This window comes from Stenotrophomonas sp. KH_029, assembly GCF_057839765.1.
Map to the genome: position 1 here is coordinate 30,484 of NZ_CM174498.1, position 20,815 is coordinate 51,298.

Here is a 20,815-nt window from a genome sequence, read left to right on the forward strand (position 1 = left end):
CCAGGGGAGAAGGGCATGAATGCAGGTGCGACCACCGCCGTCACCACGGCGGTCAATGCGACGATCATCGCGGTGGTGCAGGAGCAGCGGCGCAGGGCGCTGGCCCAGTTCAACGACCAGCACGCTCTCTCACCCGAGACGGCGATCGCGCGCGCTACGCTGGACCCATCGTTGCAGTCCACGGTCGACCAGCTGCGTGCGCAGGGGATCATCAGGGACCGCGACGACACCCACAGCTATCTCGATGCGGCGGCACTGCTCAGCCATGAAAAGAAGCTGGCCAAGGGCGGCCGCATTGCGCTGGCCGTGCTGGTGCCGGTGCTGATCGCCGTGGCCGTCGCATTGGTGGTGGCGGTTACGGCGTCGCGCTGAGCGCGCCCGGTCGAAGTTTGCCGGGGAGCCGGCCAGCGGCCGGCACTACCTGTGCGCTGCCCGGCGCAGCGGAATGTCCACGTCAGTTGCTCCCAAACAACGTCTGCGCGTTCTGGAACAACACCCAGCTGGTGGCGATGAACTTGTCGCCGCCGACCGGGCGGTTGCCGCGGTGGGTGTGGGTGAATGCCGTCGGGGCGATCAGCAGGCTGCCGGTGCGTGGGGCGATCTTGCGCTGCTGGAACAGGAACTCGGTTTCGCCTTCGGCGAAATCATCGTTGAGGTAGAGCGTCCACAGCAGGTGGCGGTGCAGGGTCTCGCCGGCCGGATCGCGCGGATACAGCTCGCAGTGCCAGTACGGGTAGCCGCCCTCGCCCGCTGCATACCATTGCAGATTGATGGCACCGGGGCGCAGGCAGGTACGGGCCAGTTCGGACAGGGATGCATCGTCCATGCCTGCGAAATCCTCTGCAGCCAATCGACGTGGCCTACCGTCGCTGTCTTGCACCTGCAACATCAGCGGCGAGATCAGTGCCTGTGGATAACGACGTAGATAACTCAGAATGCCGCTGAAAACGGCCTGCTGCAGCTGGGTTTCCACTTGGCGCCACTCGGGCTGGCCGCTGATCCGGAGATCCTTGCTGTGCTTGAGTTCCGGGAACACACCACTGCCAACTTCGCCCGGTTGCAGTTGTGCGCTCGATCGCATCCTGGCCTGGATGGCGGCACAGGTTTCGGCGGGGACGGCGTTGTGGATTACTTCGATGAAGTCGCGCGGCGGGTCGGCTGTCATGGGGGCATCCGTGGGCATCTGGCCCCGATGGTGACCGCTGTTGTGGCCGCTGTCACGCCGTTGCCACGTTGGATTCCTGTTGCGCCGAAGTGGGACCGGCATCGCACCGGTCCCGTGACCGATGTTCAGCCCTGCGCGTCGTCGTGCTCGCGGTGGTAGCGGGTGGCCTGCTCCACTTCGTTGCGCGAGCCGAGGAAAACCGGCACGCGCTGGTGCAACTGGTCCGGCTGGATGTCCAGGATGCGTTCGCGGCCGGTGGTGGCCGCGCCGCCGGCCTGTTCGACCAGCAGGCCCATCGGGTTGGCTTCGTACATCAGGCGCAGCTTGCCGGCCTTGGACGGATCCTTCTTGTCCCACGGATAGATGAAGATGCCGCCGCGGGTCAGGATGCGGTGCACGTCGGCGACCATGCTGGCGATCCAGCGCATGTTGAAGTTCTTGCCACGCGCGCCTTCCTTGCCGGCCAGCAGGTCCTGCACGTAGCCCTGCATCGGGGTTTCCCAATGGCGCTGGTTGGACATGTTGATGGCGAACTCCTGGGTGTCGGCCGGGATCTGCATGTCCGGGGTGGTCAGCACGAACTCGCCCTTCTCGCGGTCCAGGGTGAAGGCGTGCGTGCCGTGGCCGACGGTGAGCACCATCTGCGTGCTGGGGCCGTAGATGCAGTAGCCGGCCGCGACCTGGGCGGTGCCCGGCTGCAGGAAGCTGGCATCGTTGGGCTGTTCGGTGCCCGGCGGGCAGCGCAGCACCGAGAAGATGGTGCCGACCGAGACGTTGACGTCGATGTTGGAGCTGCCATCGAGGGGATCGAACAGCAGCAGGAAGTCGCCGCGTGGGTAGGTGTCCGGCACCGGCTGGCAGTGGTCCATCTCTTCGGAGGCGCAGGCGGCCAGGTGGCCGCCCCAGGCGTTGGCTTCGAGCAGGATCTCGTTGCTGATCACATCCAGCTTCTTCTGCGCTTCGCCCTGTACGTTGCCGGTGCCGGCTTCGCCCAGCACGCCACCCAGTGCGCCCTTGCTGACGGCGATGGAGATGCTGGTGCAGGCGCGGGCAACGACGGCGATCAGCTGGCGCAGATCGGCATTGATGCGGCCTGCGTGCTGCTCTTCGATCAGGTACCGGGTAAGCGACGAACGGGACATGGGATCTGGCTGCCTGGGCAATGGGGTCGGTATTGTCGCCAAAAAGCAGAACGGCCGCACAAGTGCGGCCGTCCCGGGTGTTGCGGTTGCGACGATCAGCCCTTGGCGACGGTCGCCACGGCCTTGGCCACGTATTCCAGGTTGCCCTGGTTCAACGCGGCCACGCAGATGCGGCCGGTGCCGACCGCGTAGATGCCGTACTCGTCGCGCAGGCGGTCCACCTGCGCACGGCTCAGGCCGGAGTACGAGAACATGCCGGCCTGGTCGTTGATGAAGGCGAACTGCGGTGCGCCGGCGGCGACCAGGTTCTCCACCAGGCCGTGGCGCAGGGCGTGGATGCGCTTGCGCATCTGGGCCAGCTCGGCTTCCCACACCTGGCGCAGCTCGGTGCTGTTGAGCACGCCGGCCACCAGCGCAGCGCCGTGGTTGGACGGGCTGGAGTAGATGGTGCGGATGATGCGCTTGACCTGCGACTGCACGGCCTTGGCGGCGTTGGCATCGGGGGCCACCACCGACAGCGCGCCGACGCGCTCGCCGTACAGCGAGAACGACTTGGAGTACGAGTTGGCGACCACGAAGCTGTCGATGCCGGCCTCGGCGATGATGCGCACCGCCGCGCCGTCTTCGTCGATGCCCTTGTCGAAGCCCTGGTAGGCCATGTCGATGAACGGGAACAGCTGGCGGTCCTTCAACAGCTCGGCCACCTGCTTCCACTGCGCCACGGTCAGGTCCGCGCCGGTGGGGTTGTGGCAGCAGGCGTGCAGCAGCACCACGGTGCCCGGCTGCAGCTTGCCCAGGTCGGCCAGCATCGCCGCGAAGTCCACGCCGTGCGTGGCCGGGTCGAAGTAGCTGTATTCCACCACCTCAAAGCCGGCCGCGCCGAACACCGCGCGGTGGTTTTCCCAGCTCGGGTTGCTGATGGCGATGGTGGCGTGCGGCAGCAGCCTGTGCAGCAGGTCCGCGCCCACGCGCAGCGCACCGCTGCCGCCGATGGTCTGCGAGGTGGCCACGCGGCCGGCGGCCAGCAGCGGCGAATCCTTGCCGAACACCAGCTCGCGGGTGGCCTGGGTGTAGGCCGGCAGGCCGTCGATCGGCAGGTAGCCGCGCGGTTTGGCTTCGTTGGCCAGCTGCTGTTCGATCTGCTTGACGGCGGCCAGCAGCGGAATGCGGCCGCTCTCGTCGTAGTAGATGCCCACGCCCAGGTTGACCTTGGTCGAGCGGCTGTCGGCGTTGTACGCCTCGGTCAGGCCCAGGATCGGGTCGCCTGGGACCAGTTCCACATTTGCAAAGAAGGACACGGCGGTACTCATTCGGATGACGGAAGGGGGAGGATGGCGCGACGCAGGTTGCGGCAGAATCAGCCAAAACCAAGCCATCCTAACAAAGCCACGCCGCGCGCGTGGCGCCCGCCGTCACGTTCGCCTCCGTACCATGGCGTCCGGCCCACTTCCGCCCAAGGACTTCTGCCCGCATGCGTTGCCTGACCCGCTTGGCCCGCCGCAGTGCGCTGTTTTCGGCCGTGTTGCTGCCGAACCTGGCACAGGCCCAGGACGCTGCCGCTGCACCGGCGGCGGTGGCGCGGTTGCCGGCGGTGCAGGTACAGGCCGCGCGGGTACGGCAGCTGGCCGACGCGGATCTGCCCGCCTCCATCACCACGGTCTGGCTGGACGATGAAGGCAATGGCCGGCAGGCGCAGATCGCCGAGGCGCTGTCGGGCATTGCCGGGGTGGTGGCGCGCGACCGGCAGAATTACGCTCAGGACACCCAGCTGTCGATCCGCGGCTTTGGCGCGCGGTCCACCTTTGGCGTGCGCGGGGTGCGGGTGCTGGTCGACGGGGTGCCGGCGACCATGCCCGACGGCCAGGGCCAGCTGTCGCACGCCAGCCTGCTCGCCGCGCAGCGGGTGGAAGTGCTGCGCGGGCCGTTCTCGGCGGTGTACGGCAATTCCTCCGGCGGGGTGGTGCAGGTATGGAGCGCCGCGGGCGCCGCGGGCGACCCATGGCGGCTGCGGCTGGATACCGGCGCTGACAACACGCTCACCGCCGGCGCGCAGCTGCGCGGCCAGCAGGGGCCGCTGCGCTACAACCTGGCCGCCAACCATTTCCGCACCGACGGCTGGCGTGCGCACAGCCGCGCCCGCCGCGAATCGGTCAACGCGCGGCTGGGCACCGATCTGGGCGGCGGCCAGCTGGAGCTGGTGCTGAATTACCTGGATGCGCCCGACGCGCAGGACCCGCTCGGCCTGACCCGTGCCCAGGTGCGCGACAACCCGCGCCAGGCCACGGCGGTAGCCACCCAGTACAACACCCGCAAATCGGTGCGCCAGGCCCAGGCCGGGCTGGTGTTCACCCGCACCGACGGCGCGCAGACCTGGCGCGCGATGGGCTACGCCGGCCAGCGCAGCGTGGAGCAGTACCTGGCGATCCCGCCGGCGCCGCAGGCCAACCCGCTGCATGCCGGCGGGGTGATCGATCTGGATGGCGGCTATGGCGGGGTGGACGCGCGCTGGGCCTGGCAAGGCGACTGGGCCGGGCGACCGCTGGAGCTGACGATCGGCACCAATGCCGACCGACAGCAGCAGGATCGCCGCGGTTACGAGAACTTCGTCGGCGATGCGCTGGGCGTCCGCGGCCGGCTGCGGCGCGATCAGCGCGACCGGGTCGAGAACCTGGACCAGTTCGCCCAGGCCTGGTGGCAGTGGGCGCCACGCTGGTCGCTGCTGCTCGGGCTGCGCCACAGCACGGTGCGGTTCCGCTCCAGCGACCACTACCTCACCGCGCGCAATCCCGATGACAGCGGTGCGCGCCGCTATGAAGCCACCACTCCGGTGGCCGGGGTGGTATTCCGCGCCAGCGAGGCCTGGCGGCTGTATGCCTCGGCCGGGCGTGGCTTTGAGACCCCCACCTTCAACGAACTGGGCTACCGCGCCGACGGCCAGGCCGGGCTGGCGCTGGACCTGTCGGCCGCGCGCAGCCGCAGCCTGGAGGTGGGCAGCAAATGGCAGGCCGGCGGTGCTCGGATCGAGGCCGCGCTGTTCCGCGCCGACACCGATGACGAACTGGCGGTGGCCAGCAACAGCGGTGGCCGCGCCACCTACCGGACTATCGGCCGTACCCGCCGCCAGGGCCTGGAAGCCAACTACCTGCAACCGCTGGGCGCACAGGCCGACCTGGCCTTGGCCTATACCCGGATCGAGGCGACCGTGCGCGATGCCTATCCGCTGCCCGGCGGCATGGTGCGTGCCGGCGCCCGCCTGCCCGGGGTGCCGCAGCAGCAATGGAACGCCCGCCTGCAGTACCGGCCGGGGCCGTGGCAGTGGGCGGCCGAACTGGTGGCCAGCAGCGATACCGTGGTCAACGACCTGGCCACCGAATCGGCCCCGGGCTATGCCCTGCTCAACCTGGAGGCGGCGCGGCGCTGGCGCACCACGCAGGGCACCCTGCGCGCCTTCGCGCGGCTGGACAACGTGCTGGACCAGCGCTACATCGGCTCGGTGATCGTCAACGACGGCAACCAGCGGTACTTCGAGCCCGGCCCGGACCGCCGGCTCAGCGTGGGCGTGCAATGGCAGTGGATGCCGTAAGGCGCGGTGGCGGTGTCTACCGAGCTAGCGCGGCACCCTGGCCGGCACGAACGGCGAGGTCGGGTCGCTGGCCGGGAAGGTCTCTTCCAACGCCTCGTCCTGGTTGTCGCTGGCGTGCTCCTTGCGCTGGCGACGCTGGTGCTCGCTTTCCCGGCCGCCCGGGAGCGGCGTGCCGGTGAGGTCCTTGCGGTCGCGGGAGCCATGCGACGGTCCGGCCACCACCGGCAGGTGGTCCGGATCGTCCGGCGTGGACATGCCGGCACCGCGGTCCTCGGCGTCCTGCAGGTCGTGTTTGGCGCGCTGTTCGCCGGGCACCGGGGGGGTGGCTTCGCGCAGGGGGTCTCGGGTCATGGGAGTCTCTCCGGAGCGGGAGCACCACTACAGCGCGGCGATGGTGAAGTTGCTGCGAATCCCTTGAACTGAACGGATCTGTCACGGCTGGCTAACGGCGGCGGGGCTATTCCTGCCTGCCCCTGCTGCTGCCGGAGTCATGCCATGCCCCGCCTGGACCGCCGCGCCGTACCGGCGCTGTTCAACGCCTACCTGCAGCCCGAACGCAGCGGCCGCAGCGCCCGGCGCGATCGCGCCGCCGAACCGCAGGCAGTGGCACAGGATTACCTGCAGTACATGCGCAGCGACTATGAGCAACGCCGCAGCCACAGCCGGCATAGCTGGCGCGATCTGTACCCGGCCTATGCGTTCGCGCTGACCACCCACTACGCGGACTGGCCGCGTGGCAACGATGACACCGATGGCGAATTGGCCGAACACTGGGAGCAGATGCGCGGGCAGTCGCGGTTGGGCTGGCCTCAGGCGCGCAGCGTCGTCGAGGACGCCTGGCTGGCGCTGGACCACATGCCGGCTGCGGCCGTGCATGGGCTGCTGCAGTAGCGTGTAAAGGGCGCCTGCACAGGGCGGACACGGCTGTTTCACGTGGCCCGCGGTACAGCTGCCCTCCCTTCTGCGTTGGAGCGGCCCGACCATGGCCCGACCGATCTGGACCGGTACCCTGTCATTCGGGCTGCTCAATGTCCCGGTCTCGCTGATGTCCGGCGAGCGCAAGGTGGACCTGCAGTTCCGCATGCTCGATTCGCGCGACCGCAAGCCGATCCGCTTCGAACGGGTCAACGCCGATACCGGCGAGGAAGTGCCCTGGAAAGAGATCGTCAAGGCCTACGAGTACGACAAGGGCAGCTATGTCGTGCTGGAAGAAGACGACATCCGTTCGGCCGCGCCGGAAAGCCATGAAGCGGTCGAGGTGGAGACCTTCGTCGACGCGGCCAGCATCGATCCGCGCTACTACGAAAAACCCTATCTGCTGGTGCCGGCCAAGAAGGCCGAGAAGGGCTACGTCCTGCTGCGCGAGACGCTGCGCAAGACCGGCAAGGTCGGCATCGCGCGGGTGGTGGTGCGTACCCGCGAATACCTGTGCGCGGTGATGCCCCACGGCGATGCCCTGGTGCTGATGATCCTGCGTTACCCGCAGGAACTGGTGGACCCGGAAGACTACAAGCTTCCCACCGGTACGCTGGCGCAATACCGCATCAGCAGCAAGGAAACGGCGATGGCCGAACAGCTGATCGACTCGATGTCCGGCACGTGGACGCCGGAGGATTATCACGACGAGTTCCGCGAACGCCTGCAGGCGCTGCTGAAGAAGCGGATCAAGGCCAAGGGCGGCACCACCAGGGTGGAGGAGGAACCGGCGCCACGCGAGCACGATGCCACCAACGTGGTCGATTTCATGTCCCTGCTGCAGAAGAGCCTGGACGCCAAGAAGCGAACGCCGGCCAGGAAAAGCACCGACCGCAAGGCCAAGCCGGTCGCGGCAAAGAAGGTCGGCAAGAAGGCGGCCAAGAAAACCACCAAGCGCGCCGCCACGCGCAAGGCCGGGTAGGCGCCGATGTCGCTGCAGGAATACCGCCGCAAACGCCGTTTCGACGGCACCCCCGAACCCGACGCCGAGCGCCATGGCGCACCGGCGCGCCGCCCGATCTTCGTGGTGCAGCTGCACCATGCCAGTTCACGCCACTACGATTTCCGCCTGGAAGCCGATGGCGTGCTCAAGAGCTGGGCCGTACCGAAGGGACCGTCGCTGCGCGCCGGCGAGAAGCGCCTGGCGGTGGAGGTGGAAGACCATCCGCTGTCCTATGCGACCTTCGCCGGCGACATTCCCGAGGGGCACTATGGCGCCGGCCACGTCGATGTCTACGACCATGGTACCTGGGCCTGCGACGGCGATCCGCTGGAAGCGATCGCCGCCGGCAAGCTCGACCTGGTCCTGCATGGCGAACGGCTCACGGGAGGCTGGAAGCTGGTGCGCACCGCGATGAAGGGCAAACAGCGCCAGTGGCTGCTGATCAAGCGCGATGATGAAGAGGCGCGCGATGCCGAGGCCGATGACCTGCTCGATGCAGCGCCCGCCAAGCCCAGGGCAGGCAAGCGCAGCACTCCTCCGGCCGCGCGCAAGGCCGACGCGCGCTGGCGCAAGCGTGCACTGGCGTTGCAGGACGCACGGGACCGGCCCTATCCCCCCGGCTTCAAGCCGCAACTGACCGACCACCGGGCCACCGCGCCCGACGGCGACGGGTGGCTGCACGAGATCAAGTGGGATGGCTACCGCCTGCTGGCCGACGTCACCGACGGCCAGGTCGGTCTGCGCTCGCGCGGTGGCTTGAACCGGACGGACGACTTCCCCGAAGTGGTCCAGGCCATCCAGCGGCTGCCGGTGCGCGACCTGCGCCTGGACGGCGAGCTGGTGGTGCTGGACGCGCAGGGCCACAGCGATTTCACCGCGTTGCAGAAGGTGATCGACGGCACCGCCAAACAACCGCTGCGCTACGTGGTGTTCGACATGCCGGGCATCGCCGGGGTGGACATCAGCCATGCGCCGCTGCTGGAACGCAAGGCGTTACTCAAGGATCTGCTCGGCAGCACGGTGGGCACCCTGGCCTACAGCGACCACGTACGCGACCACGGCCCGGCGGTATTTGCCGCCAGCGGTGAGGCCGGCTTCGAAGGCATCATCAGCAAACGCGTGGACGCCGCCTACGCCAACGCGCGCTCCCGCGACTGGATCAAGGTCAAGCACGAGAACACCGATGAGTTCCTGATCGTCGGCCACACCGATCCCAAGGGATCGCGCAGCGGCTTCGGCTCGCTGCTGATGGCCACGCCGGACAAGGGCGGGCTGCGCTATGTCGGCCGCGTCGGCACCGGATTCGATGACGCCGCGTTGGGCGCGCTGAGCAGGCAGCTCGCCCCGTTGATGGTGAAGGATGCCGTCGTTGCGCTGCCGTCGCACGTGCCGTTCAACGCGCGCAGCGTGCACTGGGTGAAGCCGGTGCTGGTGGCCGAGGTCGCCTTCCGTGGCTGGGCGAAGGAAGGCCTGCTGCGCCAGGCCAGCTTCAAGCGCCTGCGCGAGGACAAACAGCCGGGGGACCTGGGCGCAGCCGCTGCGGTCGCGCCGGCCAGCGCGAGCGGCCGGAAGAAGCCAGCGGCTGCGCCCGAAGCGAACGCCGTGACCATCACCCATCCCGAACGCGTGGTGTTCGCCAAGGCGAAGATCACCAAGGGCGAGGTCGCAGACTACTACCGGCAGATGGCGCGCTGGATCCTGCCCGAGGTGGCGCGCCGGCCGTTGTCGCTGCTGCGCTGCCCCGACGGCGTGGACAAACCCTGCTTCTTCCAGAAGCACCACGGCAACGGCCTGGGCGATGCGGTGAAGGCGATACCGCTGGAGCAGAAGAGCGGGCGCGAGGACTACCTGTATATCGATGACGCCGAAGGCCTGCTGCAGCTGGTGCAGATGAACACCCTGGAGCTGCATCCCTGGGGAGCAACCGTGGCCGACCCCGAGCACCCGGACCGGCTGGTGTTCGACCTGGATCCTGGGCCGGGCGTCAGCTGGGCGCAGGTCAAGACGGCCGCGCGCGATGTCCGCGACCGGCTGCTGGAAACCGGGCTGCGCAGCTTCGTGCGGCTGTCCGGCGGCAAAGGCATCCACGTGGTGGTGCCGTTGCAGCCCAAGGCCGACTGGGCGCAGGCCAAGGACTTCTGCGAGGCCTTCGCCCAGGCGATGGCCGAACAGGCGCCGCAGCGTTACGTGGCCACGATGAGCAAGGCCAAGCGCAACGGGGTGATCTTCATCGACTGGCTGCGCAACGCGCGTGGCGCCACCAGTGTCTGCTCGTGGTCGCTGCGTGCGCGGCCCGGTGCCGGCGTGGCGGTACCGTTGCGCTGGGAAGAGCTGGCGCGGATACGCGCCGCCGCCGCGTTCCCGCTGGCCAAGGCACTGCAGCGTGCGCAGCGGTTGAAGCAGGATCCGTGGGAGGGCATCGACCAGGTGCAGCAGGTGCTGCCCGGCAGCTGATCACCTCGCCCGGTACCGCGATCCCAACCAGATGCCCGCCGCCTGGAACGGCAGCGATACCAGCAGCACCACCACGAACCAGAACGGGAAGTCGCTGCCCAGGTCTCAGGCCGCGTAGACCGAGGCGGCCGCGATCACCGCCCACACCACGCCGCCGTGCAGGTACGGCCAGGCCGGCGCATAGCGGGCGGCAAAGGCGGTGGCAGCCACTCCGCCGGCGATGGTCCAGCCCAGGTCCCAGGCCAGCCGTGCCTGGCCGTCGCCGCCCAGCCCGAGCCACGGCGCGATCCAGCCGGCGGCGCCGCTGACCATGCCGAGCACGAACAACGCCACCACCACGCACAGCACGGACAACACGACGGTCTTGGCAAGCGACAACGCGGACATGGCGATCCTGGGCAACGGGACGGTGCCCATTATGGACGCTTGCGGCGGTTCAGACCTTGCCGGCGTCCTTGAGCTGGGCGAACTCGGCCTCGCTGAACAGCCGCGAGCGCACCAGGAAGCGCACGCCCTCGCCGTTCTCCAGCGAGAACATGCCGCCGCGCCCCGGTACCAGGTCGATGATCAGCTGGGTGTGCTTCCAGTACTGGAACTGCGAAGGACTGATGTAGAACGGCGCGCCGCCGATCTCGCCCAGCCGAACGTCGCGGTCGCCAATGATGAAGTCGCCCTGCGCGAAACACATTGGCGAGGAACCGTCGCAGCAGCCGCCGGACTGGTGGAACAGCAGGTCGCCATGGCGGGCCTGCAGCTTCTCGATCAGCTGCAGCGCCGGCAGGGTGGCCATTACCTGGAGCGGGATGTCGGTCATGGCGGTGAGTCCGGGGAGGCAGGCCAACAGGATGAGGGTTCCAGGTAGCCCCCTTGGCAAGGGGGCACGTGGACAGACAACAACCGGCGTTGCCGTCCTGCGGCCACCGGGAGAGGAGAAGCGGCGCAGGACGGCAACGTGCGGTGTTTACGCGTTGAGATCCAGCACCACGCGGCCTTCGATCTTGCCGGCCTGCATGCGCGCGAAGATCTCGTTGATGTTCTCCAGCGAATCGCGGGTGACCGTGGCGGCCACCTTGCCCTGTTCGGCGAACTCCAGCGATTCCTGCAGGTCCAGCCGGGTGCCGACGATCGAACCGCGCACGGTGATGCCGTTGAGCACCATGCCGAAGATGTCCAGCGGGAAGTTGCCCGGCGGCAGGCCGTTGAGCGAGACCGTACCGCCGCGGCGGACCATGCCCAGCGCCTGTTCGAAGGCCTTCGGCGAGACCGCGGTGACCAGCGCGCCATGCGCACCGCCGATCTCCTTCTTCAGGAACGCGGCCGGATCGGTGTTGCGCGCGTTGACGGTGATCGTCGCGCCGAGCCGTTCGGCCAGGGCGAGCTTGCCATCGTCGATATCCACCGCCGCCACGTTCAACCCCATCGCCTTGGCGTACTGCACCGCCATGTGGCCCAGCCCACCGATGCCGGAAATCACCACCCATTGGCCGGGCTTGGTATCGGTGACCTTCAGGCCTTTGTAGACGGTGACGCCGGCGCACAGGATCGGCGCGATTTCGATGAACCCCACGCCCTTGGGCAGCAGGCCCACATAGTCGGCATTGGCCAGCGCGTACTCGGCAAAGCCGCCGTTCACCGAGTAACCGGTGTTCTGCTGGGTTTCGCACAGCGTTTCCCAGCCGCCCAGGCAGTGTTCGCAGTGGCCGCACGCCGAATACAGCCACGGAATGCCGACGCGGTCGCCTTCGCGGATATGGCTGACGCCCGCGCCCACCGCCACCACGTGGCCGACGCCTTCGTGGCCGGGGATGAACGGCGGATTCGGCTTGACCGGCCAGTCACCGCCCACCGCATGCAGGTCGGTGTGGCAGACGCCACAGGCTTCGATCTTCACCAGGATGTCGCCCGGCCCGGGGCGCGGCACCGCCACCTCCTCGATGCGCAACGGCTTGCCGAACTCGCGGACGACCGCGGCCTTCATGGTCTTGTTCATGCGTGTATCTCCGTGGAATACCAATGACCACACAGTGGCGCCAGCCCCATGACGGCGCCATGATCGGGATCAAACCCGGCGTTCAGAAAAAGCCCAGCTTCTTCGGCGAGTAGCTGACCAGCAGGTTCTTGGTCTGCTGGTAGTGGTCGAGCATCATCTTGTGGTTCTCGCGGCCGATGCCCGACTGCTTGTAACCCCCGAAGGCGGCATGCGCCGGATAGGCGTGGTAGCAATTGGTCCACACCCGCCCGGCCTGGATGCCGCGGCCCATGCGGTACAGGCGCGAAGCGTCGCGGCTCCACACGCCGGCACCCAGGCCGTACAGCGTGTCGTTGGCGAGCTCCAGTGCTTCTTCCTCGGTCTTGAACGTGGTCACCGAGACCACCGGCCCGAAGATTTCCTCCTGGAACACGCGCATCCTGTTGTGGCCCTTGAACACGGTGGGCTTGACGTAGAAGCCGCCGGCCAGGTCGCCCTCCAGCGTGGCCTGTTCGCCGCCGATCAGCACCTGCGCGCCTTCCTGCCTGCCGATGTCGAAGTAGGACAGGATCTTCTCCAGCTGCTCGGAAGAGGCCTGCGCGCCGATCATGGTGTCCGGATCCAGCGGGTTGCCCTGCTTGATCGCGGCCACGCGCTTGAGCGCGCGCGCCATGAATTCTTCGTAGATCGATTCCTGGATCAGCGCGCGCGACGGGCAGGTGCACACCTCGCCCTGGTTGAAGGCGAACAGCACAAAGCCCTCCACCGCCTTGTCGAGGAAATCATCGTCCTCGGCCATCACATCGGCGAAGAAGATGTTGGGCGACTTGCCGCCCAGTTCCAGCGTCACCGGGATCAGGTTCTGGCTGGCGTACTGCATGATCAGCCGGCCGGTGGTGGTCTCGCCGGTGAAGGCGATCTTGGCGATGCGCGGGTTGGACGCCAGCGGCTTGCCGGCCTCCACGCCGAAGCCGTTGACCACGTTGAGCACGCCCTTGGGCAGCAGGTCGCCGATGACTTCCATCAGCACCAGGATCGAGGCCGGGGTCTGTTCGGCCGGCTTGAGTACCACGCAGTTGCCGGCGGCCAGCGCGGGCGCCAGTTTCCAGGCCGCCATCAGCATCGGGAAGTTCCACGGGATGATCTGCCCGACCACGCCGAGCGGTTCATGGAAGTGGTAGGCGATGGTGTCCTTGTCGATCTCCGACAGGCTGCCTTCCTGCGCGCGTACCGCGCCGGCGAAATAGCGGAAGTGGTCGGCCATCAGCGGTACATCGGCGTTGAGCGTTTCGCGGATCGGTTTGCCGTTGTCCCAGGTCTCGGCATGGGCGAGCAGTTCCAGGTTCTCCTCGATGCGGTCGGCGATCCGGTTGAGGATGTTGGCGCGCTCGGTGGTGGAAGTCTGGCCCCAGGCGGCCCTGGTGGCGTGGGCGGCGTCGAGGGCGGCCTCGATGTCCTCGGCATTGGAGCGGGCCACTTCGGTGAATACCTTGCCGGTCACCGGTGTGGTGTTCTCGAAATACTGCCCGCTGCGCGGGGCCACCCACTCCCCGCCGATGTAATTGCCGTAGCGCGGCTTGAAGATGGACTGTGGATCGGTGGCATGCGGCTTGGCGGACGTGACGGCATTCATGTGTGCAGCTCCGGATGGCGGGACGAGCCCCGTAGGGGTCTGTTCCCTGCCGCAAGGACGGTGCCAAGTTTGCTGTGGTGCAGTGCCGCATGGCGTGGCCCGGTACGGGGATTGGGTGCGCTCGCGCAAACTGATGCGGCGCACAACGGCCGGTCATTGCGTGGTGGCCCCGGGTGTGGTGTTTATCGGAACAGGCCCCGCTACAACTGTCGCAGATTGCGACACTGGAGAATCCAGGTGTCCCAGCTTCCGCTCCAGCACCGTGTCGGCAACGCGCGCCGCTCGTTCTTCGAGCGGGGTGCCGCGCCGGTCGGCATCGTTCCCGACACCATCCTGCAGTCGTGGCAGCGCTGCCGGCGCGGCGGGCTGTCGGTGGACGCGCAGCCGGAGGTCGAGCCGCTGCCGGACGCGCGCCTGCGCGAACTGCGCCAGCGCCAGGAAACGCTGTGGCGGCTGGCCCGGCCGGAGCTGGACGGCCTGGCGGCCGACATCGCCGCCACCGGCAGCATCGTCCTGCTCACCGACGAGGCCGGCTGGATCCTCGATGCCGAAGGCAACCCGGGCTTCCTCGACAAGGCCGGCCGCGTGGCGCTGATGCCGGGCGTGCGCTGGGACGAAACCACGGTGGGCACCAATGCGATCGGCACCGCGATCGTCGAAGGCCGCTCGGTGGAGGTGCGCGGCGGCGAGCACTACTTCGCCCCGCACGGAATCCTGACCTGCTCGGCAACACCGATCTTCGATCCGTATGGCCAGCGTGTCGGCGTGCTCGACATCTCCGGTGATGCGCGCCAGCAGCACCTGCATGCGCGCGTGCTGGCCAGGCAGGCGGTGGCGCATATCGAACACCGCTACTTCGAGGCCGGGCTGGGCGATTGCGAGGTGGTCCGCCTGCACCATGACGCCGGCCTGCTCGGTACCGCGCGCGAGGGCGTGCTGGGCTTCCGCAATGGCCGCCTGGTCGCGGCCAACCGGGCCGGGCTGGCGTTGTTCGGGCTGGACCATGGCGACATCGGTCGGGCGCCCTACGAGGCGCTGTTCGATGGCCCGCTGTCGCGGTTGCACGACGATGGCGCACTGATCGACCGCCAGGGGCGCGCGCTATACGGGCAGCTGGGGGCGGCCAGTGGTGGCACGGGACGCTCGGCGGCGCGGTCCCCGGCAGTGGCACCGGTGCGAGGCCCCGCCACCATGCGGGCCGATGCCACGCCGCTGTTCGACGCGGCGCAGCAGCAGGTGCTGGAGCGTGCCTGCCGCGTGCTGGACGCGCAGTTGCCGGTGCTGCTGCAGGGCGAGACGGGCACCGGCAAGGAGGTCTTCGCGCGCGAACTGCATCGGCGTAGCGCGCGCGCCGACAAGCCCTTCGTCGCGGTCAACTGCGCCGCCCTGCCCGAAGGCCTGATCGAAGCGGAGTTGTTCGGCTACGAGGAAGGCGCCTTCACCGGTGCGCGCAAGAGCGGCAACACCGGCCTGTTGCGTCAGGCCCAGGGCGGCGTGCTGTTCCTGGATGAGATCGGCGACATGCCGTTGGCGCTGCAGCCGCGCCTGCTGCGCGTGCTGCAGGAGCGCACACTGTCACCACTGGGCGGCGGCAAGCCGGTACAGCTGGATTTCGCCCTGATCTGCGCCACCCACCGCGATCTCGACCAGGCCATGGCGGCCGGCCAGTTCCGCAGCGACCTTTACTACCGCATCGCCGACCATGGCGTGCGCCTGCCGGCATTGCGCGAGCATGCCGACCGTGCGGCGCTGGTGCGGGGGCTGTGGGACCGGCTTGGCCAGGGCCGACAACTCGATGCCGCTGCGCTGGCAGCATTGGCCGCGTACGGGTGGCCGGGGAATGTGCGGCAGCTGTGCTCGTGCCTGCGCACGCTGGTGGCGCTCAGCGAGCCTGGCGAGGTGATCCAGCGCGGCATGCTGCCGGCCTATCTGCAGGCCCCGCCCGCAGCCGCCATGCCGTCCATCGCAGAAGGCCTGGAAGCGATGGAGGAAGCGGCGATGCGCGCTGCGCTGCGCGCCAGCAAAGGCAACGTCGCCCAGGCGGCGCGCGCGCTGGGCATCAGCCGCAGCACGCTGTATCGCCGCGTCGGCGCCACGGCCCGCCGCCACTGACGCGGCAGGCCGTGCCGGCTCAGCCGACCAGCGCCGCCGAATCGCGCGCCAGCTGCTCGATGCCGGCCCAGTCGCGGGCCTGCAGCAGCGCGCGCGTGGTCAGCCACGAGCCGCCCACGCACAGCACGTTGGGCAGGTGCAGGAAATCGCGCGCGGTCTGCGCGCTGATGCCACCGGTCGGGCAGAACCGCACATCGCCGAACGGGCCGTTCCACGCCGACAGCATCGCCGTGCCGCCGGCCTGCACCGCCGGGAAGAACTTGAAGGTGTCCAGGCCATGCTCCAGGCCGGCCATCAGTTCGGAGGAGGTCGCCACGCCGGGCAGGAACGGCAGGTCGGTATCGCGCGCGGCGGCATACAGCCGCGCGGTGGCCCCGGGCGACACCGCAAAACGCCCCCCGGCCCGCTTGACCTGTTCCATCTGCGCGGCGGTCAGCACGGTGCCGGCACCGATCACGGCGTCGGGCACCGCTTCGACCATGGCGCCGATGGCGTCCATCGCCATCGGCGTGCGCAGGGTGACTTCGATCACCGGCAGGCCGCCGTTGAACAGGGCGCGCGCCACCTGCACCGCGTCCTCCACGCTCTCCGGGGTGAACACCGGAATCACCGGGGCCAGTTTCAGGACTGCGCGTACACGCGGATCAGCGCCGGACATCGAATCGCTCCTCGCCCGTCAGGGCCATCACGTCGGCTTCGCCGACAGGGTTGAAGTCGCCCGGAATCGAATGCTTGAGACAGGCGGCGGCCAGGCCAAAGCGCACGATCGCCTCCGGTGCGAAGCCGCGCATCATGCCATGCAGGACGCCGGCGGCGAAGGCATCGCCGCCGCCGATGCGGTCGACGATGCCGACCATCTCGCGGGTGGGGGCCAGCGCGCGGGTGCCGTCGCGGCCCAGCAGCATCGCGCCGAGCGCATGGTTGTCCACGCTGTGCGGAGTGCGTTGGGTGCAGGCCATCCACTGCAGGCGCGGGAACGCGGCAAACGCCTGCGCAGCGGCCGCATCGACCCGTTCGTGCAGGGAAGCCTGCTCGAAGCTGCCGCCCAGCACCACGCCGATATCGCGGTAGTCGGCGAACAGCACGTGCGCGCAGTCGAACAATTCGCGCAGGATGCGCGCGGCATCGCCCTGCCAGCGTGCCCACAGCGATGGGCGGAAGTTGCCATCGAACGACACCCGCACCCCGCGCGCGCAGGCCGCGCGCGCCGCCACCAGGGTGGCCTCGGCCATCGCCGGGTTGAGCGCCGGGCTGACCCCGGACAGGTGCAGCCACTGCGCACCATCCAGCAGCGTGTCCCAGTCGTAGTCGGCCGCGCTGCCGCTGGCGAAGGCCGAATCGGCGCGGTCGTAGACCACTTCACTGGCGCGCTGCACCGCCCCGGTGGTGAGGAAGTACAGGCCCATCCGGCCCGGACGCACCTGCACGTGGCCGGTATCCACGCCGTACTGGCGCAGCTGCCCGCCGACGAACCGGCCCAGCGGGTTGTCCGGCAGCGTGCTGACCATGGCCACCTCATGCCCGAGGTGGGCCAGCGAGACCCCGACATTGGCCTCCGCGCCACCGGCATGCACCGCCAGCTGCGGGGTCTGCAGCAGCAGCTCGCGGCCCGGTGCGCTCATGCGCAGCAACAATTCTCCGAAACAGACGACACGACTCATGGTGGTGGATCCTTGTGGAGGCCGTGTCCCGGGTGGCCACGGCCGAATCTATTGACCAGCGGTGTCATTCTAGCCCCGCAGCGCCTCCCCTGTACCTGGCCCGATTGTCGAAGCCATTGTCCTGCAAGCGTCTACGGGACATTGAAAATCTGCTGCGGTGCAAGATGCTCCGTTTCCAAGGGGCTGTTAACGTCCGCCCTGACCAGCGGTGTCATTGCACTGACATGTCGCCGGATAGCTGTTTCATGTAGCACCTTGGGAGAGGGAAAACATGCAATCTCGAAACATGCGGAAAAAGACACCGGTTACCTTGCTCACCCTGTCGATCGGCCTGGCGCTGAGCGGTACCGCGCTGGCCCAGGACGCCCCGGCCACTGCCGCCACCGATCTGGATACGGTCACCGTCACCGGCTACCGCGCCAGCGTGGAGAAGGCACTGGACATCAAGCGCGGCGAAGCCGGCGTGGTCGATGCCATTGTCGCCGAAGATATCGGCAAGTTCCCCGACCTGAACCTGGCCGAGTCGCTGCAGCGCATCCCCGGCGTGGTGATCACCCGTGAAGCCGGCGAAGGCCGCAACATTTCGGTGCGCGGCCTGGGCCCGGATTTCACCCGGGTGCGCATCAACGGCATGGAGGCGCTGACCACCGTGGGCGCCGGCGACCAGAGCGGCGGCACCAACCGCGGCCGTGGCTTCGACTTCAACGTGTTCGCCTCGGACCTGTTCTCGCAGCTGCTGGTGCGCAAGACCGCCTCGGCCGACGTCGAGGAAGGCTCGCTGGGCGCCACCGTGGACCTGCGCACCGGGCGCCCGTTCGACTACGACGGCTTCACCTTTGCCGCCAGCGGCCAGGCCAGCTACAACGCCATGGCCGAGAAGGCCGACCCGCGCGTGGCCGCGCTGATCTCCAACACCTTCGCCGACGGCACCTTTGGTGCGTTGTTGTCGGTGGCCTACTCCGAGCGCCAGGCGCTGGAAGAAGGCTCCAACACCGGGCGTTGGGCCAACGGTACGAGCAACAACAACTTCAGCGCCTCCTCGCCGTTCACGGCCGCGCGCGGCGCCAACGTCTACCACCCGCGCTTCCCGCGCTATGTGCAGATGGAACACGAGCAGAAGCGCCTGGGCGTGACCGGCACCCTGCAGTGGAAGCCCACCGACGCCACCGAGATCTCGCTGGACGCGCTGTACTCCAAGATCGACGCCGAGCGCGACGAGCACTACATCGAGGCGATCTCCTTCAGCCGCGGCACCAGCACCACCCCGCGCCTGGTCGGCAAGCCGGCGATGGTCGTCAAGAACGGCGTCATCGAAGACAACGCGCTGGTCTACGGCGAGTTCGACAACGTCGACATCCGCACCGAAAACCGCCATGACGAGTGGAGCACCGAATTCAAGCAGATCGCGCTGAACGGCCAGCACCGTTTCGGCGATGCGTTCACCCTGTCCGGCAAGGTCGGCATCTCGCGCTCCAAGCACGAGAACCCGGTGCAGACCACCATCATCATGGACAAGTACGACGTCGACGGGTACAGCTACGACTACCGCGGCAACAGCCGTGCGCCGACGCTGAACTACGGCATCGACCCGACCAACCCGGCGGGCTGGGAGCTGGCCGAAATCCGCCTGCGCCCGCAGTACGTGGACAACGACTTCGACACCGGCCAGATCGACTTCAACTGGAACATCAGTCCCGGCTTCCGCCTGAAGGGTGGCGTGCTGGCCAAGGACTACACGTTCAAGACCGTCGAGCTGCGCCGCGCCAGCGAACTGGCCGTGCCCAACTTCCCCAACGGCAGCAAGATCGTGCCGGGGAACATGACCCAGCAGGAAGGCCTGAAGGGCATCACCGGCAGCCCCAACAACTGGGTGGTGCCGAACCTGGACGCCATCGCCGACCAGTTCGACATCTACAGCAACACCGGCACCTTCGCCGTCGCCCCGCGCGCCAACAACGTGCGCAGCGTGGAAGAAGAGGACCGCGGCGGCTATTTGATGGGTGAGTTCTCCACTGAGCTGGGCAGCATCCCGTTCTCGGGCAACTTCGGCGTGCGCTATGTGCGCACCAAGCAGACCGCCACCGGCCTGTCCACGCTGACCACCACCACGGTGTCCACCACCGCCAGCCGCACCTACGACGACACCCTGCCCTCGTTCAACCTGGTGGCCGAAATCACCCCGGACTTCCTGATCCGCCTGGGCGCGGCCAAGGTGATGAGCCGTCCGGGCCTGGGCAACCTGACCCCGGGTTCCACCGTGGCCGTGGCCGGCGCGGCGCGCACCATCGCCACCGGCAACCCGGACCTCGACCCGATCCGCGCCACCAACGTGGACCTCGGCTTCGAATGGTATTTCGCCGAAGGCGCCATGGCCGGTGTCGGGCTGTTCTACAAGGACATCGACACCTTCATCCAGACCACGCGCGAGACCCATCCGTACAGCTTCAGCGGCCTGCCCGATGCGCTGCTGATCGGTACCGGCGCCAGCCCGGACAGCGACTTCACCTATACCAAGCCGGTGAACACCCCGGGTGGCAAGCTCAAGGGCGTGGAGGTCAACTACACCCAGCCGTTCACCTTCCTGCCCGGCAACTGGTCCAACCTGGGCGTGCAGCTGAACTACACCTGGGTCGACTCGCAGATCCAGTACATCAACTCCAGCGGCCAGCCGGTGCTGAAGGCCGATCTCACCGGCCTGTCGCGCAATTCCTGGAACGCGACGCTGTTCTATGAAGGCAAGGTGTTCTCCGGGCGCGTGTCGGCCACCAACCGCGACGATTACCTGACCCAGGTGACCGGTACCGAAGCCGGCTTCAACCTGGACGGCTATCACGGCATGACCGGCACCACCTTCATCGATGCCTCGATCCGCTACGCGATCAACGACAAGCTGGAGCTGAGCCTGGAAGGCATGAACCTGACCAACGAAGCCAGCGACGAGTGGGTGTACTCGCCGGCTACCGGTCGCCTGCCGCTGCAGTACACCGAAACCGGCCGGCAGTTCATGCTCGGCGCGCGCTACAAGTTCTGACCTGCCACCAGCACGCGGCGGCGCGGGCAATCGCGCCGCCGCTGTTGCGTCGCAAGATGTTGGGGAGCGGCGGCTTTGCTAGCGTGCGTTGCGTGCCTGGCACGTGGCGGGGAGGCTGCGTGCCTGCACCCAGCGCACCGGCATCGC

At 68.2% G+C, this 20,815-nt stretch carries 17 protein-coding genes; 7 read left to right on the plus strand and 10 right to left on the minus strand.

Translation table 11 applies throughout. From position 1 onward, the window contains the following. Positions 1–15 precede the first annotated feature (15 nt). Positions 16–372, plus strand: a complete 357-nt coding sequence (locus AC3ITM_RS00165) for a hypothetical protein (RefSeq protein WP_489267436.1) — start codon at positions 16–18, stop codon at positions 370–372. A gap of 82 nt (positions 373–454) precedes the next feature. On the opposite strand, the gene AC3ITM_RS00170 is transcribed toward AC3ITM_RS00165, so the two are convergent. From AC3ITM_RS00170 to AC3ITM_RS00180, 3 genes are all read right to left on the minus strand, one after another. Further along, positions 455–1,165 (minus strand): 2OG-Fe(II) oxygenase, encoded by a 711-nt coding sequence (locus tag AC3ITM_RS00170; protein ID WP_489267438.1) that lies wholly within the window; start codon positions 1,163–1,165, stop codon positions 455–457. Positions 1,166–1,290: 125 nt separating this feature from the next. Further along, positions 1,291–2,307 carry a class 1 fructose-bisphosphatase gene (locus AC3ITM_RS00175; RefSeq protein WP_489267440.1) on the minus strand — a complete coding sequence of 339 codons (1,017 nt, stop codon included), beginning with the start codon at positions 2,305–2,307 and terminating at the stop codon, positions 1,291–1,293. Between the two features lie 95 nt (positions 2,308–2,402). Beyond that, entirely contained in the window at positions 2,403–3,605 is a 1,203-nt protein-coding gene (locus AC3ITM_RS00180) for an amino acid aminotransferase (RefSeq protein ID WP_489267442.1), read from the minus strand. A 173-nt stretch (positions 3,606–3,778) separates the two neighbouring features. Here AC3ITM_RS00180 and AC3ITM_RS00185 point away from each other — a divergent pair, with 173 nt between their 5' ends. Next, complete coding sequence (locus tag AC3ITM_RS00185; protein ID WP_489267444.1) at positions 3,779–5,890, plus strand: TonB-dependent receptor family protein; 2,112 nt, start codon at positions 3,779–3,781, stop codon at positions 5,888–5,890. Positions 5,891–5,914: 24 nt separating this feature from the next. Here the strand turns inward: AC3ITM_RS00185 and AC3ITM_RS00190 are convergent, their stop codons facing one another. Further along, positions 5,915–6,241 carry a hypothetical protein gene (locus tag AC3ITM_RS00190; RefSeq protein WP_489267446.1) on the minus strand — a complete coding sequence of 109 codons (327 nt, stop codon included), beginning with the start codon at positions 6,239–6,241 and terminating at the stop codon, positions 5,915–5,917. A 144-nt stretch (positions 6,242–6,385) separates the two neighbouring features. Here AC3ITM_RS00190 and AC3ITM_RS00195 point away from each other — a divergent pair, with 144 nt between their 5' ends. From AC3ITM_RS00195 to ligD, 3 genes are all read left to right on the plus strand, one after another. Continuing rightward, the gene (locus tag AC3ITM_RS00195; RefSeq protein WP_228884807.1) at positions 6,386–6,781 is read left to right on the plus strand and encodes a hypothetical protein; all 396 of its coding nucleotides are present in this window, start codon (positions 6,386–6,388) and stop codon (positions 6,779–6,781) included. Positions 6,782–6,872: 91 nt separating this feature from the next. After that, complete coding sequence (ku, locus tag AC3ITM_RS00200; RefSeq protein ID WP_489267448.1) at positions 6,873–7,787, plus strand: non-homologous end joining protein Ku; 915 nt, start codon at positions 6,873–6,875, stop codon at positions 7,785–7,787. 6 nt (positions 7,788–7,793) lie between these two features. Continuing rightward, positions 7,794–10,262, plus strand: coding sequence for a DNA ligase D (ligD, locus tag AC3ITM_RS00205; protein WP_489267450.1), 2,469 nt, complete (start codon positions 7,794–7,796; stop codon positions 10,260–10,262). Between the two features lie 105 nt (positions 10,263–10,367). Here the strand turns inward: ligD and AC3ITM_RS00210 are convergent, their stop codons facing one another. From AC3ITM_RS00210 to adh, 4 genes are all read right to left on the minus strand, one after another. Further along, entirely contained in the window at positions 10,368–10,649 is a 282-nt protein-coding gene (locus AC3ITM_RS00210) for a hypothetical protein (RefSeq protein ID WP_489267452.1), read from the minus strand. A gap of 49 nt (positions 10,650–10,698) precedes the next feature. After that, positions 10,699–11,076 carry a DUF779 domain-containing protein gene (locus AC3ITM_RS00215; protein WP_228884803.1) on the minus strand — a complete coding sequence of 126 codons (378 nt, stop codon included), beginning with the start codon at positions 11,074–11,076 and terminating at the stop codon, positions 10,699–10,701. 147 nt (positions 11,077–11,223) lie between these two features. After that, entirely contained in the window at positions 11,224–12,252 is a 1,029-nt protein-coding gene (gene adhP / locus AC3ITM_RS00220; protein WP_489267454.1) for an alcohol dehydrogenase AdhP, read from the minus strand. Positions 12,253–12,334: 82 nt separating this feature from the next. After that, entirely contained in the window at positions 12,335–13,864 is a 1,530-nt protein-coding gene (adh, locus tag AC3ITM_RS00225; protein WP_489267456.1) for an aldehyde dehydrogenase, read from the minus strand. Between the two features lie 237 nt (positions 13,865–14,101). Here adh and AC3ITM_RS00230 point away from each other — a divergent pair, with 237 nt between their 5' ends. Next, positions 14,102–15,976, plus strand: coding sequence for a sigma-54-dependent Fis family transcriptional regulator (locus tag AC3ITM_RS00230; protein ID WP_489267458.1), 1,875 nt, complete (start codon positions 14,102–14,104; stop codon positions 15,974–15,976). 19 nt (positions 15,977–15,995) lie between these two features. Here AC3ITM_RS00230 and eda read toward each other — a convergent pair whose 3' ends face one another. Together eda and AC3ITM_RS00240 are read right to left on the minus strand one after the other, a co-directional pair. Then, positions 15,996–16,634 (minus strand): bifunctional 4-hydroxy-2-oxoglutarate aldolase/2-dehydro-3-deoxy-phosphogluconate aldolase, encoded by a 639-nt coding sequence (eda, locus tag AC3ITM_RS00235; RefSeq protein WP_489267460.1) that lies wholly within the window; start codon positions 16,632–16,634, stop codon positions 15,996–15,998. Continuing rightward, complete coding sequence (locus AC3ITM_RS00240) at positions 16,621–17,637, minus strand: sugar kinase (protein WP_489267462.1); 1,017 nt, start codon at positions 17,635–17,637, stop codon at positions 16,621–16,623. Before AC3ITM_RS00240 ends, eda begins: the two co-directional genes overlap by 14 nt. Before the next feature lie 271 nt (positions 17,638–17,908). Here AC3ITM_RS00240 and AC3ITM_RS00245 point away from each other — a divergent pair, with 271 nt between their 5' ends. After that, complete coding sequence (locus tag AC3ITM_RS00245; protein ID WP_489267464.1) at positions 17,909–20,668, plus strand: TonB-dependent receptor; 2,760 nt, start codon at positions 17,909–17,911, stop codon at positions 20,666–20,668. Positions 20,669–20,815: the final 147 nt, after the last annotated feature.

Excerpts from the sequence above, each read along its gene's own strand:
- adhP (WP_489267454.1), bottom strand. The coding sequence starts at position 12,252 with ATGAACAAGACCATGAAGGCCGCGGTCGTCCGCGAGTTCGGCAAGCCG.
- AC3ITM_RS00210 (WP_489267452.1), bottom strand. The coding sequence starts at position 10,649 with ATGTCCGCGTTGTCGCTTGCCAAGACCGTCGTGTTGTCCGTGCTGTGC.
- ku (WP_489267448.1), top strand. The coding sequence starts at position 6,873 with ATGGCCCGACCGATCTGGACCGGTACCCTGTCATTCGGGCTGCTCAAT.
- AC3ITM_RS00245 (WP_489267464.1), top strand. The coding sequence starts at position 17,909 with ATGCAATCTCGAAACATGCGGAAAAAGACACCGGTTACCTTGCTCACC.
- adh (WP_489267456.1), bottom strand. The coding sequence starts at position 13,864 with ATGAATGCCGTCACGTCCGCCAAGCCGCATGCCACCGATCCACAGTCC.
- AC3ITM_RS00195 (WP_228884807.1), top strand. The coding sequence starts at position 6,386 with ATGCCCCGCCTGGACCGCCGCGCCGTACCGGCGCTGTTCAACGCCTAC.
- eda (WP_489267460.1), bottom strand. The coding sequence starts at position 16,634 with ATGTCCGGCGCTGATCCGCGTGTACGCGCAGTCCTGAAACTGGCCCCG.
- AC3ITM_RS00175 (WP_489267440.1), bottom strand. The coding sequence starts at position 2,307 with ATGTCCCGTTCGTCGCTTACCCGGTACCTGATCGAAGAGCAGCACGCA.
- AC3ITM_RS00185 (WP_489267444.1), top strand. The coding sequence starts at position 3,779 with ATGCGTTGCCTGACCCGCTTGGCCCGCCGCAGTGCGCTGTTTTCGGCC.
- AC3ITM_RS00170 (WP_489267438.1), bottom strand. The coding sequence starts at position 1,165 with ATGACAGCCGACCCGCCGCGCGACTTCATCGAAGTAATCCACAACGCC.
- AC3ITM_RS00215 (WP_228884803.1), bottom strand. The coding sequence starts at position 11,076 with ATGACCGACATCCCGCTCCAGGTAATGGCCACCCTGCCGGCGCTGCAG.
- AC3ITM_RS00165 (WP_489267436.1), top strand. The coding sequence starts at position 16 with ATGAATGCAGGTGCGACCACCGCCGTCACCACGGCGGTCAATGCGACG.
- AC3ITM_RS00190 (WP_489267446.1), bottom strand. The coding sequence starts at position 6,241 with ATGACCCGAGACCCCCTGCGCGAAGCCACCCCCCCGGTGCCCGGCGAA.
- AC3ITM_RS00240 (WP_489267462.1), bottom strand. The coding sequence starts at position 17,637 with ATGAGTCGTGTCGTCTGTTTCGGAGAATTGTTGCTGCGCATGAGCGCA.
- ligD (WP_489267450.1), top strand. The coding sequence starts at position 7,794 with ATGTCGCTGCAGGAATACCGCCGCAAACGCCGTTTCGACGGCACCCCC.